Source organism: Pelomicrobium sp. G1 (assembly GCF_051905455.1).
In the GTDB taxonomy this organism is placed as follows: Bacteria; Pseudomonadota; Gammaproteobacteria; order Burkholderiales; family UBA6910; genus Pelomicrobium.
Window position 1 is genome coordinate 169,064 of sequence record NZ_JBQACR010000003.1, and the last position, 15,354, is coordinate 184,417.

Annotated in this window: 17 protein-coding genes; 3 read left to right on the forward strand and 14 right to left on the reverse strand. The window is 68.9% G+C overall.

The features are described from left to right. Positions 1-16 precede the first annotated feature (16 nt). Positions 17-1,045 carry a thioredoxin family protein gene (locus ACTFO6_RS04500; protein WP_439933249.1) on the reverse strand — a complete coding sequence of 343 codons (1,029 nt, stop codon included), beginning with the start codon at positions 1,043-1,045 and terminating at the stop codon, positions 17-19. 307 nt (positions 1,046-1,352) lie between these two features. On the opposite strand from ACTFO6_RS04500, the gene ACTFO6_RS04505 reads away from it, so the two are divergent. Beyond that, the gene (locus tag ACTFO6_RS04505) at positions 1,353-2,075 is read left to right on the forward strand and encodes a 5-formyltetrahydrofolate cyclo-ligase (RefSeq protein ID WP_439933250.1); all 723 of its coding nucleotides are present in this window, start codon (positions 1,353-1,355) and stop codon (positions 2,073-2,075) included. A 34-nt stretch (positions 2,076-2,109) separates the two neighbouring features. Here the strand turns inward: ACTFO6_RS04505 and ACTFO6_RS04510 are convergent, their stop codons facing one another. From ACTFO6_RS04510 to ACTFO6_RS04565, 12 genes are all read right to left on the reverse strand, one after another. Further along, a complete protein-coding gene (locus ACTFO6_RS04510; protein WP_439933251.1) occupies positions 2,110-2,724 on the reverse strand; it encodes a flavin prenyltransferase UbiX in 615 nt (204 codons plus the stop codon). Beyond that, positions 2,721-3,278 (reverse strand): Gx transporter family protein, encoded by a 558-nt coding sequence (locus tag ACTFO6_RS04515; RefSeq protein WP_439933252.1) that lies wholly within the window; start codon positions 3,276-3,278, stop codon positions 2,721-2,723. Before ACTFO6_RS04515 ends, ACTFO6_RS04510 begins: the two co-directional genes overlap by 4 nt. After that, a complete protein-coding gene (locus ACTFO6_RS04520; protein ID WP_439933253.1) occupies positions 3,259-3,633 on the reverse strand; it encodes a NusG domain II-containing protein in 375 nt (124 codons plus the stop codon). Before ACTFO6_RS04520 ends, ACTFO6_RS04515 begins: the two co-directional genes overlap by 20 nt. Positions 3,634-3,673: 40 nt before the next feature. Continuing rightward, entirely contained in the window at positions 3,674-4,510 is an 837-nt protein-coding gene (rapZ, locus tag ACTFO6_RS04525; RefSeq protein WP_439933407.1) for an RNase adapter RapZ, read from the reverse strand. Positions 4,511-4,573: 63 nt separating this feature from the next. Beyond that, on the reverse strand, positions 4,574-5,524 hold the full coding sequence (gene hprK / locus ACTFO6_RS04530) for an HPr(Ser) kinase/phosphatase (RefSeq protein ID WP_439933254.1): 951 nt from the start codon (positions 5,522-5,524) through the stop codon (positions 4,574-4,576). Continuing rightward, entirely contained in the window at positions 5,493-5,978 is a 486-nt protein-coding gene (gene ptsN / locus ACTFO6_RS04535) for a PTS IIA-like nitrogen regulatory protein PtsN (protein ID WP_439933255.1), read from the reverse strand. Before ptsN ends, hprK begins: the two co-directional genes overlap by 32 nt. Positions 5,979-6,086: 108 nt before the next feature. Continuing rightward, positions 6,087-6,410 (reverse strand): ribosome hibernation-promoting factor, HPF/YfiA family, encoded by a 324-nt coding sequence (gene hpf / locus ACTFO6_RS04540; RefSeq protein WP_439933256.1) that lies wholly within the window; start codon positions 6,408-6,410, stop codon positions 6,087-6,089. Between the two features lie 13 nt (positions 6,411-6,423). Next, the gene (locus ACTFO6_RS04545; protein WP_439933257.1) at positions 6,424-7,860 is read right to left on the reverse strand and encodes an RNA polymerase factor sigma-54; all 1,437 of its coding nucleotides are present in this window, start codon (positions 7,858-7,860) and stop codon (positions 6,424-6,426) included. Positions 7,861-7,914: 54 nt separating this feature from the next. Next, on the reverse strand, positions 7,915-8,637 hold the full coding sequence (lptB, locus tag ACTFO6_RS04550; protein WP_439933258.1) for an LPS export ABC transporter ATP-binding protein: 723 nt from the start codon (positions 8,635-8,637) through the stop codon (positions 7,915-7,917). A gap of 50 nt (positions 8,638-8,687) precedes the next feature. Then, positions 8,688-9,281 (reverse strand): lipopolysaccharide transport periplasmic protein LptA, encoded by a 594-nt coding sequence (gene lptA, locus ACTFO6_RS04555; RefSeq protein WP_439933259.1) that lies wholly within the window; start codon positions 9,279-9,281, stop codon positions 8,688-8,690. Then, complete coding sequence (gene lptC / locus ACTFO6_RS04560; RefSeq protein ID WP_439933260.1) at positions 9,259-9,849, reverse strand: LPS export ABC transporter periplasmic protein LptC; 591 nt, start codon at positions 9,847-9,849, stop codon at positions 9,259-9,261. Before lptC ends, lptA begins: the two co-directional genes overlap by 23 nt. Positions 9,850-9,866: 17 nt before the next feature. Then, positions 9,867-10,391 (reverse strand): KdsC family phosphatase, encoded by a 525-nt coding sequence (locus ACTFO6_RS04565; protein WP_439933408.1) that lies wholly within the window; start codon positions 10,389-10,391, stop codon positions 9,867-9,869. A 142-nt stretch (positions 10,392-10,533) separates the two neighbouring features. Here ACTFO6_RS04565 and ACTFO6_RS04570 point away from each other — a divergent pair, with 142 nt between their 5' ends. Continuing rightward, the gene (locus ACTFO6_RS04570; protein WP_439933261.1) at positions 10,534-12,507 is read left to right on the forward strand and encodes a monovalent cation:proton antiporter-2 (CPA2) family protein; all 1,974 of its coding nucleotides are present in this window, start codon (positions 10,534-10,536) and stop codon (positions 12,505-12,507) included. A 146-nt stretch (positions 12,508-12,653) separates the two neighbouring features. On the opposite strand, the gene ACTFO6_RS04575 is transcribed toward ACTFO6_RS04570, so the two are convergent. Then, positions 12,654-13,289 carry a prepilin-type N-terminal cleavage/methylation domain-containing protein gene (locus tag ACTFO6_RS04575; protein ID WP_439933262.1) on the reverse strand — a complete coding sequence of 212 codons (636 nt, stop codon included), beginning with the start codon at positions 13,287-13,289 and terminating at the stop codon, positions 12,654-12,656. A 277-nt stretch (positions 13,290-13,566) separates the two neighbouring features. On the opposite strand from ACTFO6_RS04575, the gene ACTFO6_RS04580 reads away from it, so the two are divergent. Next, positions 13,567-15,327 carry a sensor histidine kinase gene (locus tag ACTFO6_RS04580; RefSeq protein WP_439933263.1) on the forward strand — a complete coding sequence of 587 codons (1,761 nt, stop codon included), beginning with the start codon at positions 13,567-13,569 and terminating at the stop codon, positions 15,325-15,327. The last annotated feature ends 27 nt before the right edge of the window (positions 15,328-15,354 follow it).

Consider the following 15,354-nt stretch of genomic DNA (forward strand, 5'->3'; position numbering starts at 1 on the left):
CCGGCGGCGCGGCCCGCTACCAGATGGAGACCGTCCTGCCCTCCGCCCGCAGCCGGTCGGCCCGGGCCTGGAGGAAGCGCTGGAAGTTGGGCTCACCCCGGTAGCCCTTGCTCGCCACGTAGTCCAGGGCGGTCTGGAAGTGGAAAGGCCTCAAGTACGCTTCCACCCGGAAGACCTCCCGGCCCCGCTCGTCGAAGAACACCACCGACGGGGCGAAGCCCACTTTGAGCTTGCGCCCCCACTCCCCTTCGGTGAGCCGCTCCCCGGTGGGCGTCACCAGGGGCTGCGTGCCCAGCAGGTTCACCCGCGCCACGTCGAAGCGCTGGAGCAGGGCCAGGGTCTCCGGCGCCTTGAAGGTGACCGTGTGCAGCTCGTCGCACGGGGCGCAGTCCGGCTGCTCGAACAGCACCGCCAGGGGCCGGCTCGCCGGCACCTTGTCCCGCTGCAGGACCAGGGGCGGCTTCATGAAAAAGGGCTGGTCGCGGAGCTTCCCGCTCTGGGCGCCAGCGGCTTTCGCCAGGTATTCGGGAAAGCTCATCCGGCTCTCCAACCGCTGACTCACGTAATCCAGGGCGGCGCGGAACTTGGGCGGCGGGTAGTAGCCGTTGGCCCGCAGCACCACGTCGCCCTTCTCGTCCAGGAACAGGAGCGTGGGGGTGAACTGCACCTTGAGGTGGGCGGCGAACTCCTTTTCGCTGCGCTCCTTGCCGTCGATCCAGGTGACCGGGCGATCCCCCCAGATGTTGATGGCGATCACGTCGAAGTGCTTGCGCGTCGCCTCGACGATGTCCTTCTGGGCGAAGTTCACTTCCATCAGGGTCTTGCAGTAGGGGCAGCCGTCCTGGCCGAAATACACCATGAGGCGCTTGCCCGCGGCCGCGGCCTCCCGGATGTCTTCCTTGAAGTCCAGGAAGCTCACCTTGAACCAGTCGGGAAGATGGATTTCGTTGGGGCTCGGGACGAGCTCGGAAGCTTTTTCCGCCGCCCAGACGCTGCCGGCCCACGCCAGGAGGGCGGCGGCGCAAAAACGTAACACTTGCCTCATCGTTTCCTCCTCTCGAAACCCTTTCAATACTCGGCTGAGGCTCGACTTATTCCCCGCCGCCGAGCGGTGGGACCGGGATCGGGCGGAGCGCCCCGTCGAGCAGGGTGCTCCGGGCGTTCATTCGTTGGACGCGCGCCCTGGGCGGCGGGTTCGGGTTTCCGAGCCCATGGGGCTATACTTCAACTTTTTTGGAGCTTTCGAGCTTGCGCCAGCGGCTCGCCACCGGAATCCTATGATGCCACAAGACCCTGCTGAGACCGATGTTTTGCCGCCGTCGCCTGCTGGGCGCTCGCCATCGCCCGAGGCGGTGGCGGCCTGGCGGCGGCAGCTTCGCCCGCTCCTGATCGCCCGGCGCGCCCGCCTGGACCCGGCGATTCGCAGCCGCTGCCAAGCCGCCATCACCCGGCTCATCGAGGAGACGTTCCCCGTCGGCCAGGGGTGGCTCGTAGGCCTGTGCTGGCCGTACAAGGGGGAGTACGACGCCCGTTTTCCGGCCCGCACTTTCCGTCGCCGGGGCGCGGTCACGGCGCTACCCGCCGTAGTGGACAAGCGGGGCCCCTTGGAATTCCGGGTCTGGTGGCCCGGGGCGCCCACCCGGGCCGAGGTGTTCGGCATTCCGGTGCCGGTGGGCACCCAGGTGGTCACCCCCCACGTGGTCTTCGTGCCTCCCGTGGCGTTCGACGACCGGGGTTATCGCCTGGGCTACGGCGGCGGCTACTTCGACCGCACTCTGGCCGCCACCCGGCCGCGGCCCATCGCCGTCGCGGTGGCCTACGAGATGCAGCGGCTGCCGGACTTGCACCCCCAGCCCCACGACATCCCCATGGATTTCATCGTGACGGAGGCGGGGGTGCGCCTGGTAGACGGGGAGGGGACCCGGTTCGTCGACGGGCCCACGGCCCGGGCCCACTTCGCGGCTTTGGCCCGGGCCCGGGGGCTGCCGCAGGTCGACCCGTCCCTCTGGGGGGAAGAGCAGGCGTCGCCGCCCTGCTACGCGCGGGATTTTCCGGGTTACTTCGGCGAGGAATAGCCCGGGCCCTGCCACTTCGCGGGGCCGCGGCCCATCAAACGCCTTCGGGCGGCGCTCCCCAGCGGGCGATCAGGGTATTCGCCACGCCCAGGTGGTCCAGCACCCGGGCCACAACGAAATCCACCAGGGCGTCCACCGTAGCGGGCCGGTGATAGAAGCCCGGGTTCGCGGGAAGGATGACCGCCCCGGCTCGGGCGAGCTTCAGCATGTTTTCCAGGTGGATCGCCGACAGGGGCGTCTCCCGGGGCACCAGGATGAGAGGGCGGCGCTCCTTGAGCATCACGTCGGCGGCGCGCTGGATCAGGTTCTCCGCCAGGCCCGCGGCGACGGCGGCAAGGGTCCCCATGGTGCAGGGGCAGATGACCATGGCATCGGCCGGGTTGGACCCGGAAGCGACGGGGGCGAACCATTCCTCCCGCCCGAACACCCGCAATTGCTCCGGCTGGGCGCGGAAGCGCTCGGAAAGCCAGGCTTGGGCTTCCGCGGCCCGGCCGGGCAGGCCGAGGTCCATCTCCTGGCGCGCCACCACCTGGGCCACCTGGGAATAGATCAAATACACCTGCACCCCGGCGCCGATCAGGCATTCCAGGAGCCTCACCCCGTAGGGCATGCCCGAGGCCCCGGTGAAGGCCAGGGTGACCGTCTTCACCGGGCCTCCGCGGCAGACGATGGGAGGACCGGGTCCGGCTCTCCGGCGCTCGCGAGCAGCCGCGCGGCCACCAATCCGTTCACGGTGCCGAAGACGAGGGCGGCCAGGGCGAACACCGGCGAGAGCTTGAGCACCGCGGTTGCTGGCAGGAGCCAGGCCGCGGCCAGGGCGAGCTGGCCCGCCACGTGGGCAAGCGCGGCGATCACGCTGTGGGACACCGGGCCGAACCAGGTCCGGGGCAGCCGGCAGGCCAGGGCCAGAGCCCCGAGGCTCGCGCCGGCGCCGGCCAGGCTCAGGAAGAAGCCCGGAGTGAAGAAGCTGCCGAAGGCGATCGCCGCCGCCACCACCCGCAGCAGGGACACCCAGGCCGCGGTGGCGAACCCGTAACGCGCCAGTACCACCAGCACCACGATGTTGGCGAGCCCCGGCTTCACGCCGGGGATCGGGGTGGGGATGGCGGCGTCCACCAGCGCCAGGCCCAGGGCCCAGGCGGCGAGCCGGGCGAGGCGGCGATCCTCCGCGGTGACCGAAAGCTCAATAGGCGAGGGAGTCATAACGTCGGGTCGCGCCCGCCAGCTCCACGCTCACCTGGTTGGGCAGGCACACCGCCACGTCGCCGGGGTGGGCCAGCCAGCCCCGCTTGACGCAAAGCTGGAGGGGGCTCGGGTCGGCTTCCACCCGCACCCGGCCTTCGGCCACCCGTATGCGGGTCTCGCCCAGGGGTCCGGGGACGCTCATTACCCGATCCCGGTGGAGATCCAGCTCGGCGAACACCTGTCCCCCCGCCCGGACCAGGGCCCGCTCGGCCGCCCCGGGCCGCCAGGCATGCAGGGCGAGGAGCGCGGTGAGGGCCGCGGCGGCGGCGAGCACCAGGACGTCGCCCGCTTTCACCGGCAGCCCGAAGGGCACGGAACGAATGCGCCGAGGCATCCGGCTACTTTAGCACGAGTCAGGAAAGCTCCCGGTGGCGCACCAGCACCTGGTATTCGGCGCGAAAATGGGCGGCGAGGCGCTCCACCATGTACACCGAACGGTGCTGGCCGCCGGTGCAGCCCAGGGCTACGGTCAGGTAGCTGCGGTTGTCCTGGATGAAGCAGGGAAGCCAGTTGGAGACGAAAGCGTGGATGTCGGCCAGCATGCGCGCCACGTTGGGGATGCTTTCGAGGAACGCGATCACTTCCGGGTCCTTGCCCGTCAGGGGCCGCAGCCGCGGATCGTAATGGGGGTTGGGCAGGCAGCGCACGTCGAACACCAGGTCCGCGTCCAGGGGGATGCCGTGCTTGAAGCCGAAGGACTGGAACAGCAGCGTCAGCCGCGAGCGGTCGATGTGGATGAAGTCCTTCACCCAACTGCGCAGCGTGTTGGGCGAAAGCTCGCTGGTGTCGATGCGGTGGGCGCCGTCGGCGATGTCGGCCAGCAGCTCCCGCTCCCGCTCGATGCACTCGGGAAGGGTGAGCTCGCCGGTGGCGAGCGGGTGGCGCCGGCGCGTCTCGGAGAAGCGCTGGACCAGGGTTTCCGTGTTCGCCTCGAGAAACAGCAGGCGCGCGTCCACCCCCCGCGCCCGCAGGGCCGCGATCTGGGCGGGCAGCAGCTCAAGGCCGTCGCCGCTCCTCGCGTCGATGGAAACGGCCGCCCGGGCGTAACCGTGGCGCTCGAAGTAGGCGGCCGTCTCGGGAAGGAGCCGCACGGGGAGGTTGTCCACGCAGTAGTAGCCGGCGTCCTCGAGCACCTTGAGGGCGATGCTCTTGCCCGATCCGGAGAGGCCACTGATGAAAATGATCTGCATGGGCCGGGCCATGGCGAAGCCGGAAGAGGGCGCTCGGCAGGCTCGGGCGTCCGCCCCTCGGCCTCAATCGTCCGCTTCCGGCGGAGCGCCCTCGTTCGTCATGTGGCGCTCGTGGCGGCGGATGAACTCCCGCGTGCTGTCGTAGCCGCGCAACTGCAGGATGGTGTTGCGCACTGCCGCCTCCACCAGCACGGCGAGGTTCCTCCCGGCGGCGACGGGGATGTTCACCCGCCGCACGGGAACGCCCAGCACCTCCTCGAAGCTCGCCTCCAAGGGCAGCCGCTCCATGGAGGCGAGGTCGGTGCCGGCGGGCCGTTCCAGGTGGACGATGAGCTTCAGGTTCATTTTCGGGCGCACCGAGGTCTCGCCGAAGATGGTGCGGATGTTGAGGACCCCGAGGCCGCGCACCTCGAGAAAGTCCCGCAGCAGGGGCGGGCAGCGCCCCTCTAGCGTCTCGGGCGCCACCCGGTAGATCTCCACGATATCGTCGGCCACCAGCCCGCTGCCGCGGGAGATGAGCTCCAGGCCCAGCTCGCTCTTGCCCACGCCCGAGTCTCCCGTGATCAGCACCCCCATGCCCAGCACGTCGAGGAACACGCCGTGCATGGACACGGACGGGGCGAGGGCCTTGTGCAGGTAATGCCGCAGCAGCCACATGAGCTCCAGGCTCGCCTGGGGCGAGGCGAGGAGCGGCGTGGCGGTCTCGTCGGCGAGCCTCTTCAAGATCTCCGGCGGCTTTTCGTCGCCTGCCACGATGAAGCACACCGTTCCCGTCTCGAACAACTGGTGCAGGGGCGCCGCGTCCAGGTGGGAGATGTAGTCCGTCTCCGAGGTGGAGAGCACCTGGATCCAGTTGGGATGGATGAAGTTGAGGTGGCCGATCAGGCCTTTGGTGGAATGCAGGATCGCCTCCGAGTCGAGGAACTTGGACGCGCCTTCCCGTCCCGCGACCCAGCGCAGGGCCAGTTTTTCCCGGTTGTCCTCAAACAGCCGCGCTACGCTGACTCGGGGCATGCGGCTCCCAGTTTTCGAACAGCAGATGCACGTCGTGGGGGGTCTTGGCCGCGAGCAGCCTCTCCCGGAACGACTTGTCGCTGAACATCTGCGCCAGCTCGGAGAGGATCTGCAGGTGCTGGTCGGTGGCCCGCTCCGGCACCAGCAGCACGAAGATGAGCTGCACGGGCTTGTTGTCCGGGGCATCGAAGGCGATGGGATCGCGCACGCGCACGAACGCGCCCACCGCCTCCTTGAGGCCCTTGATGCGCCCGTGGGGGATGGCCACCCCCTGGCCCAAGCCGGTGGAGCCGAGCTTCTCGCGCGCGAACAGGCAGTCGAAACAGAGGCTGCGGGCGATGTGCATCTGGTTCTCGAACAGCAGCCCCACCTGCTCGAAGACGCGCTTCTTGCTGGCGCACTCCAGGTCGAGGAGGATGTGGGATTCGGGAAGCAGCTTGGCGATCAGGTTCATGGTGCGTCGTCAGAAAAAGATCGCGGCCCGGCGGACGCGGGGGCCTGCCGGCGCCCGGGTAGCGCGGGCCCCTTTCCGCGGGCCGTCCAGGACGGTCTCCACGGCTTCCTATTCACTGGACATTTGCTTCAGGCTCGCGCCGTTGCGCCGGTCGACCTGCTTCTCCTTGTGCCGCAGCACGGTGCGGTCGAGCTTGTCCGCTAGGCTGTCGATGGCGGCGTACATGTCCGCGTCGTCGGCCTCGGCGAAGAGGTCCTTGCCGCGCACGCGCACGGTGGCCTCCGCCTTGTGGCTCGCTTTTTCCACCGAGAGGATCACGGTCACGTCGATCACGTGGTCGAAGTGCCGGGTGACCCGCGCGAGCTTGGAGGTCAGGTAATCGCGGATCGCCGGCGTCACGTCGATGTGATGTCCGGTCACGGTGAGGTTCATGGCGTCTCCTCTGTCAAAGGGATTTGCGCAGGTTCGCCGGAAGGATCTGCATGGATTCGCGGTACTTGGCGACGGTGCGGCGCGCCACCATGATGCCCTGCTGGCCGAGAATCTCGGAAATCTGGCTGTCGGAGAGGGGGCGCCGGGAATCCTCCGCGCTCACCAGTTGCTTGATGAGGGCGCGGATGGCGGTGGCGGAACAGGCGCCGCCCGCTTCCGTCTGTACGTGGCTGCCGAAGAAGTACTTGAGCTCGAAGGTGCCCCGCGGGGTGAGCATGTACTTCTGGGAGGTCACCCGCGACACGGTGGACTCGTGCAGCCCCAGCGTCTCGGCGATCTCCCGCAGTACCAGCGGGCGCATGGCCACCTCGCCGTGCTCGAAGAAGTGCCGCTGGCGGTCCACGATGGCCTGGGAGACCCGCAGGATGGTGTCGAAGCGCTGCTGCACATTCTTGATCAGCCACTTCGCCTCCTGGAGCTGGGCCGCGAGCTGCTGGTGGCTCGCGTCCCGGTTGCGGCTCAGGATGTCGGCGTACATGCGGTTGATGCGCAGCTTCGGCATCGCCTCGGGGTTCAAGCTCGCGACCCAGACCCCTTTCACCTTCTTGACGATCACGTCCGGCACCACGTAGCGGGTCTCGACCTGGGCGAAGTCCGAGCCCGGCCGCGGGTTGAGCCGCGTGATCAGGGTCTGCACCTGCTTGAGGCAGGCGTCGTCGCAGCCTAGGAGGCGCTTCAGCTTGTTGTAGTCCCGGGCCGCCAGCGTTTCCAGGTGGTTTTCCACCACCGCGAGCGCCTCTTTCAAGCGGGGCGTGTCCTCCGGGAGGGCCTTCAACTGCAGCAACAGGCACTCCTTGAGGTTGCGCGCGCCGACGCCCGGGGGGTCTAGGCTCTGCAGGTGTCGGAGGGCGATCGCCAGCTCGTCCCGTTCCACGCCCAGCTCCGGGGGCAGCAGCGCCAGGAGCTCGTCCAGGTCCTGGGTGAGGTAGCCGTCGTCGTCCAGGGCGTCCACCAGGAGCTGGGTGAGCCTGCGGTCGCGCTCGGAAAGCTGGGTGAGGCTCAACTGCCAGTACAAGTGCTCACGCAGGGTGGGGGTGTCGGCGGCGAGCTGGGGATAGCCCATGTCCTCGCCGTCGTCCCGGGAACCGTGGTAGGAGCCCTCGTCCTCGATCCAGCCCGAATCCGGGGCGCTGCCCGCCTCCGGCGCCTCCGCCCCCGCGCCGGGCGCCGGCGCGTCCAGGGACTCGATACGGGGCTCCGCGCGCTCGGAAGAAAACGCGGGCGGCGACTCTTCGTCCTCCTCCCGTTCGAGCAAGGGGTTTTCCTGCAGGATGCGCTCCACCTCCTGGTTCAGCTCCAGAGTGGAGAGCTGGAGGAGCCGAATGGACTGCTGCAACTGGGGCGTCAGCGCGAGGTGCTGCGTCAGCTTAAGCTGCAGGGAAGGCTTCATGGGGCCGGGACGGGGTGCGGAATGAAAGTTGCTCTATTGGCTTAACGCCATGATTTATAGTCTGAAATTCTCGCCCAGATAGACCTTGCGAACGCTCTCATTATAAATGATTTCCTCCGGTTTGCCGTTGGCCAGGACCAGCCCCTCGTTGATGATGTAGGCCCGGTCGCAGATCCCCAGGGTTTCGCGCACGTTGTGGTCGGTGATCAGGATGCCGATGCTTCGCTCCTTCAGGAAGCCCACGATCTTCTGGATGTCGAGCACGGCGATGGGATCGACGCCGGCGAAGGGCTCGTCGAGCAGGATGAAGCGCGGGCGGCTGGCCAGCGCCCGGGCGATCTCCACGCGCCGGCGCTCGCCGCCGGAGAGGCTTACGGCGGGGCTTTCGCGCAGGTGGGTGATGTGCAGCTCGTGGAGCAGGTCCTCCAGCTCGTTTTCCACCTCGTCGGGATCGTCGGTGTGCAGCTCCAGCACCGCCCGGATGTTGTCGGCCACGTTGAGGCGCCGGAAGATGGAGGCCTCCTGGGGGAGGTAGGAGAGCCCCAGCCGGGCGCGGCGGTGGATCGGCATGTGGCTGAGCTCCCGGTCGTCCAGGAAGATGCGGCCTCGGGTGAGGGGCACCAGCCCCACCATCATGTAGAAGCAGGTGGTCTTCCCCGCCCCGTTGGGTCCCAGCAGGCCCACCACCTCGCCGCTCGCCACCTCCAGGGAGACGTCCTTGACCACCGTGCGGGAGCGGTAGCGTTTTTCCAGTCGCTCGACCCTGAGGGTGCTCATGGCGTATCCCATCGAGATCGTATGTTGCGGCGGGCGGAGGGGAACGGGCTTCAGCGCGGGCGGCCGCCGGCAGAGCCTTGCGCGCGCTCCTGGGGGTCGCGGCTCTTCGGCTGGATCACGGCGCGCACCCGGCCCGACGAGCCGCTCGCCTTGTTCTCCCCCTTGGCGGATCCCAGCACGCGGAACAGCTCGGTCTGGGCGCTGTAGGAGATGTAGCTTCCCCGCACCTCGTCCTGGCCGCGGCGCATGCGCGCGTCCTCGAACAGCTCCAGGGTCTCGGTGCGGCTGTCGTACTCCATGCGCTTGGCCCAGCCTTCGATCCACTCGTCGGTGCCCTCCCGCTTTTGGCGGAAAGACGCGGGATCGCCGTAGGCCACACCGCGCTGGAAACCGTCCGCGCTCTGAGTCACCACCAGGCGGTCGGCCCGGATGGTGAGGGTGCCCTGGGTAAGCACCACGTTGCCGGTGAACACCGCCGTCTTCTTGGCGTCGTCGAAGGTGCCGCTGTCCGCCTCCAGGTAGACCGGCTGCTCCCGGTCGGGTTTCGGCGCCTGGGCAAGAGCGGTTCCCCAGGCGAGCGCCGCCGCGGCGAGCAACGGGGCGAGCCACGTCCCGGCCCGATCAACGCCCGTTCGCCAGCGCATAGCGGCCTTTGATCCTCTGGATCGTCACGGTCTGCGTCTTCCGGTCGAATTCTAAGCCAACGCCGTGGATCACGGTATTCGCGTCCTCCAGCGTCACGGGCTGATCGGTCCTCGCCAGCTCCTGGCCGGGGAGGATGTGGAGGTAGCTGGTGGTGAGCACCGCCCCGCCTTCCTCGATGCCGCCGCCCCGTTCGATGCGAACCTCGTCCATCAGGTGCACGTGCTCGCCGTCGGCGGTGATCGTTCCCCGGCGGGCGGAGACGTGCACCGGGGGCTTCTCCGGCTCGGTGATCAGCACCCGCGGCTCCTCCACGTGGGCCGTGTCGTCGTCCGGGTAATGGATGAGCCGCCGGCCCGTGATCACGTAGCGGGAGCGGCCGTCTGGGCCGAGCTGCACCGCGGAGAAGCCCTCGGCGATGAAGTCCGGGTCGTGGCGCAGGGTGGCGGTGAGGTCCGGCGCCGGCGGCTGCACCGCGCGGTCCAGCCAGTAGGTGAGGGCCGCCAGCGCCGCGAGGAGCAGCAGGGGAAAAAAGGAAGCCAGGCGATCCAGGGCGCGAAGGTGATCCACAGCGAGAGTTGCGGCGCTCAACGCAGGTAAGGCGCGAGAGCGCCGTCCAAGGTTCCTTGGGCCCACATGATCAGCTCGCAGGCCTCGCGCACCGCGCCGCGACCGCCCTTCGCCCGGGTGACGAAGTGGGCGTGCCGCCTGACCAGGGCCGGCGCGTCGGGCACGGTGATGGCCAGTCCGCAACGGCGCATCACCGGCAGGTCCACCACGTCGTCGCCCATGTAAGCCGCTTCCCGCCCTTCCAGTCCCATTTCCCCCAGCAGCTTTTCCAGCACCGAGGCCTTGTCGTCGACGCCCTGGAACAGGAATTCCACCCCCAGGTTGCGTGCCCGTTGCTCCACCAGCCGGGAACTGCGGGCAGTGATGACGGCGAGATGCACTCCCGTGGCGGCCAGCATCTTGAGCCCGTGGCCGTCCAGGGTGCCGAACGCCTTCAGCGCGTCGCCGGCCTCCGCGTAGTAGAGCCGCCCGTCGCTCAGCACCCCGTCCACATCGAAGGCGGCGAGGCGGATCAAGCGGGCGCGGGCGAGAAGCGGATTCATGGAGCGGGCGCTGGCGGCGCAGAGGAGCCCGTGGAAGGGGGCGAACCCTCGGTGCGTAACGGTGGGCAAGTATAGCAGAGCCCGGCCGGAGTCCGTCCGGCCGCTGTCCCAAATTCCGGCCGGTAGGGCATGATTACGGCCCATGCTCCACGACACCCTCCAGATCGCCCTCATCGTCCTCGCCGCCGCGGTGACGGTGGTGGTGGCGTTCCGCCGGCTCGGCCTGCCGCCCCTCCTGGGCTACCTGCTGGTGGGCATCCTGGTGGGGCCCCACACCCTGGGCTGGGTGGCGGAGAGCGCCGAGGCGAGCTACCTGGCGGAGTTCGGCGTGGTGTTCCTCATGTTCACCATCGGGCTGGAGTTCAGCCTGCCGCGCCTGCGCACCATGCGGCGGGAGGTGTTCGGCTTCGGCGCCGCTCAGGTGGTTTCCACCATCGTGCTCGTCATGCTGCTCGCCGCCGCCCTCGGGGCCTCGTGGCAGGCAGGCTTCGCCATGGGCGCGGTGCTCGCCATGTCCTCCACCGCCATCCTGGGCAAGATGCTGGCTGAGCGCCTCGAGCTCAACGCCCCCCACGGGCGGGCCATCATCGGCGCCGCCCTGTTCCAGGACCTGGCGGTGGTGCCCCTCCTGATCGCGATCCCTGCCCTGGCCCGTCCGGGGGAGGAGCTCGCTTGGGCGCTCGGCCTGGCAGTCATCAAGGCGGCGCTGGTGCTGTTCGTTATCCTGGTGCTGGGGCAGCGGCTGATGCGGCCCTGGTTCCACCTGGTGGCGCGGCAGAAGTCTTCCGAGCTTTTCATCCTCAACGTGCTGCTCACCGTTTTGGGGCTCGCCTTCCTTACCCAGCAGGCGGGGTTGTCGCTCGCGCTGGGCGCGTTTCTCGCCGGCGTGCTCATCTCCGAGACCGAGTACCGCTACCAGGTGGAGGAGGACATCCGGCCGTTCCGCGAGGTGCTGCTGGGCTTCTTCTTCGTCACCATCGGCATGCTCCTCGACTGGCGGGCGGTGGTCGCCAACTGGGCCTGGGTGGCGGCCACCTTCGCTCTGCTGGTGGCGGCCAAGGGGGCCCTCATCGCGGCTCTCTCCCGGCTGGTGGGCACCGATCCCGGCGTGGCGCTGCGCACCGGGCTGGCGCTCGCCCACGCCGGGGAGTTCGGCTTCGTGCTGCTGCAGCTCGCGGGCCGCCACGCCGTGGTCGATCCCGCGGTCATGCAGTCCCTGCTGGCCGGCATGGTGCTGTCCATGCTGGCGGCGCCGTTCCTGATCCAGTACAGCGAGCCCCTGGTGCGCCGCTTCGCTTCCGGAGAGTGGATGGCGCGCGCCCTGGAGCTGCACCGCATCGCGGTGCAGACCATGAGCGCAGAGGGGCACGTGATCATCTGCGGCTACGGCCGCAGCGGCCAGAACCTGGCGCGGATGCTGGAGCGCGAAGGAGTGCCTTTCATCGCCCTCGACCTGGACCCCCGGCGCATCCAGGAGGCCGCCGCCGCCGGCGAGAGCGTGGTCTACGGGGACGCGGCGCGGCGCGAGGTGCTGATCGCTGCGGGCCTGAAGCGGGCCAAGGCCCTGGTGGTCACCTACGCTAACACGCCTTCCGCGCTGCGGGTCCTGTCGGCGGTGCACCGGGAGCGGCCCGATCTTCCCGTGCTGGTGCGCACCGTCGATGACAGCGACATCGATGTGCTGCTCGAGGCCGGGGCGGCCGAGGTGGTGTCCGAGATCATGGAAGGGAGCTTGATGCTGGGTTCCCAGGCCCTGTTGCTGCTGGGGGTGCCCCTCAACCGGGTGCTCAAGCGCATCCGCGAAGCGCGCCGCGAGCGCTACGCCCTGTTCCGGGGATTTTTCCGCGGCGAGAGCGACGAGCTCCTGGAATCGCCCGAGAAGCCGCAGCCGCGGCTGCACGGCGTGCTGGTAGCCCCGGGCGCAGCGGCCATCGGCCGCACGCTAGAAGAATTGCGGCTCGGGGAATTGCAGGTGGAAGTCACCGCCATCCGCCGACGCGGTATCCGCGCCCTGGCGCCGACGCCGCAAACGCGGTTGGAGGAGGGCGACGTGGTGGTGCTGCTGGGAACGCCCGAGGCGCTCGCCGCCGCCGAGATGCGGCTGTTGCAAGGGTGAGACACCGCGGGTTCGTCGCTCCGCAGGGTGTGCGGAGCGCAGCCTGCCTGCTCGCACGGATCCCGGCAGGCAGGCGAAACGCACCGCAAGCGCGCCGGTGAGCGGTGCGCCAACGCGTACCCTACAAGTTCTGCGAGCGAGATGCCCTAAATGTTCTTGCAGATCGTGTACTGGGTCGCCCCGTCGTCCACGTAGCTGGTGTCTGTAGGGGCGGTGGCGGGCAGAGGCGAGGTTGTGGTGCCGCGCAGGGAACCCGTATTGGGCTTGCCGTCGTCCAGTTGACTGTCCACGGCGTTGGCGATCTTGCCGGGTAGGTTGGAGGTGCACACCACCAGCCCGCTCAACCCTAGGGCGCCGTTTTGCACCCCGGTTACCCCCCCGACGGCGTTCTGGGGCGGGTTGGCGCTGCCCGCCCCGGTGCTCGGACCCGCCACCAGCCCGGCGAGCCGCAGGTGCTGCCAGAAAAGATTGGACTCTTCCCCGGCTGGCGGGGGATTGGCCGACGGCGTGGCATTGAAATTTCCGCTTACTTGATTATTTCCGTCTCCGGAAGTCGTACCGCTCCAGCGACCGCTGGCATTGGGATCATCCCCCGGAATGGCCCGGTACCGATCCTGGTAGGCATAGTAGGCCACCGAGACGCTGTTCAGGTCGTTCACCACGTTGCGAATCCTCGCCTGGGTGATCATCTCCTGCCCCTTCAGGATCCCTCCCAGGAGCAGCCCGATGATGACCAGCACGATGGCGATCTCGATCAGGGTAAAGCCACGCTCACGTTTCATTTCCGTCTCCGGACACGGCATTGCCCCGGCCGCTGCAAGAACGATGCCACCGGATTCCACCGGGGCTGGTGGGCTTTTTGCTGGCCTCTGCGGGCGTGAATTGGGCTTTTCCAGGGCTTGGGGGATGGATTTCCCGGATGACCGGGTTTCCGGCTGTCGCCGGCCCGACGCCGGTCTGTCGGAAATCCGACGCGACCGACGGGATTCCGACGCTTTCCCGCCAGGGAAGCGCCCAAGCCGCTGGTTATAATGGGTCCGCCACCCCTTGAGAGAGGGCATGTTTGATTCTCCGCCGGACGCTTCCTCCGCGACCCCCGGGCCGGCCATGACGGCGGCCCTTTCCCGTCCTGCCTGGGTCAGGCGCCTGCTCCAGCGGCGCGAAAAACTGCTGGCGGTCATGTTGCTGCTGCTCCACGGGGCGGTGCTCTCCGACCTGCAGGGCCCGTGGGCCCGGGCGCTGCTTCTTACTCATCTGGGCCTGTTTCTCCTGTGGCAGCCCCTGTGGGGCTACGAGCGGCGGCTCGGCACGCCGGCGCTCGTCTTCGTCGGCGCGGCTTCCGCCCTGGTGCTCTTCTGGCTCAACTGGTGGCTGGTAGCCGCCTGGTTCGCGTTCCTCGTCAGCCTGATCGGCGCGCGGGGGTTTGCTGGGCCGTCGCGCGCTTCCCGCCTCTTCGGCCTGGCGGTGCTGGCCTACCTCATGCTGACCCTGCTGCTCTGGGTGGTGCCGAAGCTCTTCATCGCCGGGGCGACCCCTTTCTTCGCCGACGAGCTCGTGCGCTACGCCGCGCCGGTCGGCCTCCTCCTGCTGCTCGCGCTTCCCGTGGGCCGGCCGCCGGAGGCCGGGCGCGAGCCGGTGGATTTCTTGTACGGGCTGCTCCTGTTCCTGGTGGTGATCCTGGTGGTGCTGGGAAGCTTCGCCTTCATGACTCTGAGCCAGGTCGCCTACGTGGAGGCGCTGATCCGCACCCTCCTGGTGGTGGGTTTCCTGTTGAGCCTGCTGGGTCTCCTGTGGAATCCGGCCCACGGCTTGAGCCTGCTGCAGCCGGTTCTGTTCCGCTACCTGCTCAACGTGGGCACGCCTTTCGAGCAGTGGCTCGCCCAGATCGCCGAAGCGGCGGAGCGGGAAACCGACCCAGCGGGGTTCCTGCACACCGCCGCCGAGCGGCTCGCGACGCTTCCCTGGGTGGCGAGCGTAGCCTGGGATTCGCCGGACGGGCAGGGCCGGGTGGGCGAGGAAGCCTCCTCGGTGTGGACCTTCAGCGCCGGGCCGCTCACGCTCCAGGTCTCTTCCCGCTTCACCGTGGGGCCGGCCCTGGTCCTGCACCTGAAGCTGCTCACCGAGATCGTCGCTCGCTTCTACGAGGGAAAGCGCCGGGAGCAGGCCCTCGCCCAGATGGCCCGCATGCAGGCCATCCACGAGACCGGCGCCCGACTTACTCACGACATCAAAAACCTGCTCCAATCCCTCTACGCCCTGGCCTCGGCCTCCCAGCAGGCGGGCGACGCCGAAGGCTTCCAGCGGCTCATGCGGCGCCAGCTCCCCGATCTGGCCCGGCGGCTGGAGCTCACTTTGAGCAAGCTCAAGGACCCCCTCGCCCAGCGCGACGCGGAGGACCCGCCGGTTGCAGCGCGCGCCTGGTGGGAAGCCCTCGAGTCCCGCTACGAGCCCCGCGGGGTGCGCTTCCGGGCGAGCCTCGCCGCAGACGCCCGGATTCCCGGAGCCCTCTTCGACAGCGTTGCGGAGAACCTGCTGGAAAACGCCTTGAAGAAACGCCAACGCTCGCCGGGGCTGGAAATCGACGTGGAGCTCGCCACGGCGAACGGCGGGGCGGTGCTGCGGGTCACCGACACGGGGGAGCCGGTGCCGGCCCGGGTGGCGGGCGCGCTGTTCGAGAAGCCCGTGGCCTCGGAAACCGGGCTGGGGGTCGGCCTCTACCAGGTTTCCCGGGAGGCCGCGCGCCGGGGCTACGCCCTGCGCCTCAAGGAGAACCAGCCGGGCCGGGTGTGCTTCGAGCTGGCGCCGCGGGGAAACGCTTGACGGAACGAGGCCCCGAGTCCTCGCGGG

Excerpts from the sequence above, each read along its gene's own strand:
- ACTFO6_RS04500 (WP_439933249.1), bottom strand. The coding sequence starts at position 1,045 with ATGAGGCAAGTGTTACGTTTTTGCGCCGCCGCCCTCCTGGCGTGGGCC.
- ACTFO6_RS04515 (WP_439933252.1), bottom strand. The coding sequence starts at position 3,278 with ATGACTCCCTCGCCTATTGAGCTTTCGGTCACCGCGGAGGATCGCCGC.
- rapZ (WP_439933407.1), bottom strand. The coding sequence starts at position 4,510 with ATGCAGATCATTTTCATCAGTGGCCTCTCCGGATCGGGCAAGAGCATC.
- hprK (WP_439933254.1), bottom strand. The coding sequence starts at position 5,524 with ATGCCCCGAGTCAGCGTAGCGCGGCTGTTTGAGGACAACCGGGAAAAA.
- ptsN (WP_439933255.1), bottom strand. The coding sequence starts at position 5,978 with ATGAACCTGATCGCCAAGCTGCTTCCCGAATCCCACATCCTCCTCGAC.
- hpf (WP_439933256.1), bottom strand. The coding sequence starts at position 6,410 with ATGAACCTCACCGTGACCGGACATCACATCGACGTGACGCCGGCGATC.
- ACTFO6_RS04545 (WP_439933257.1), bottom strand. The coding sequence starts at position 7,860 with ATGAAGCCTTCCCTGCAGCTTAAGCTGACGCAGCACCTCGCGCTGACG.
- lptB (WP_439933258.1), bottom strand. The coding sequence starts at position 8,637 with ATGAGCACCCTCAGGGTCGAGCGACTGGAAAAACGCTACCGCTCCCGC.
- lptA (WP_439933259.1), bottom strand. The coding sequence starts at position 9,281 with ATGCGCTGGCGAACGGGCGTTGATCGGGCCGGGACGTGGCTCGCCCCG.
- ACTFO6_RS04565 (WP_439933408.1), bottom strand. The coding sequence starts at position 10,391 with ATGAATCCGCTTCTCGCCCGCGCCCGCTTGATCCGCCTCGCCGCCTTC.
- ACTFO6_RS04570 (WP_439933261.1), top strand. The coding sequence starts at position 10,534 with ATGCTCCACGACACCCTCCAGATCGCCCTCATCGTCCTCGCCGCCGCG.
- ACTFO6_RS04575 (WP_439933262.1), bottom strand. The coding sequence starts at position 13,289 with ATGAAACGTGAGCGTGGCTTTACCCTGATCGAGATCGCCATCGTGCTG.
- ACTFO6_RS04580 (WP_439933263.1), top strand. The coding sequence starts at position 13,567 with ATGTTTGATTCTCCGCCGGACGCTTCCTCCGCGACCCCCGGGCCGGCC.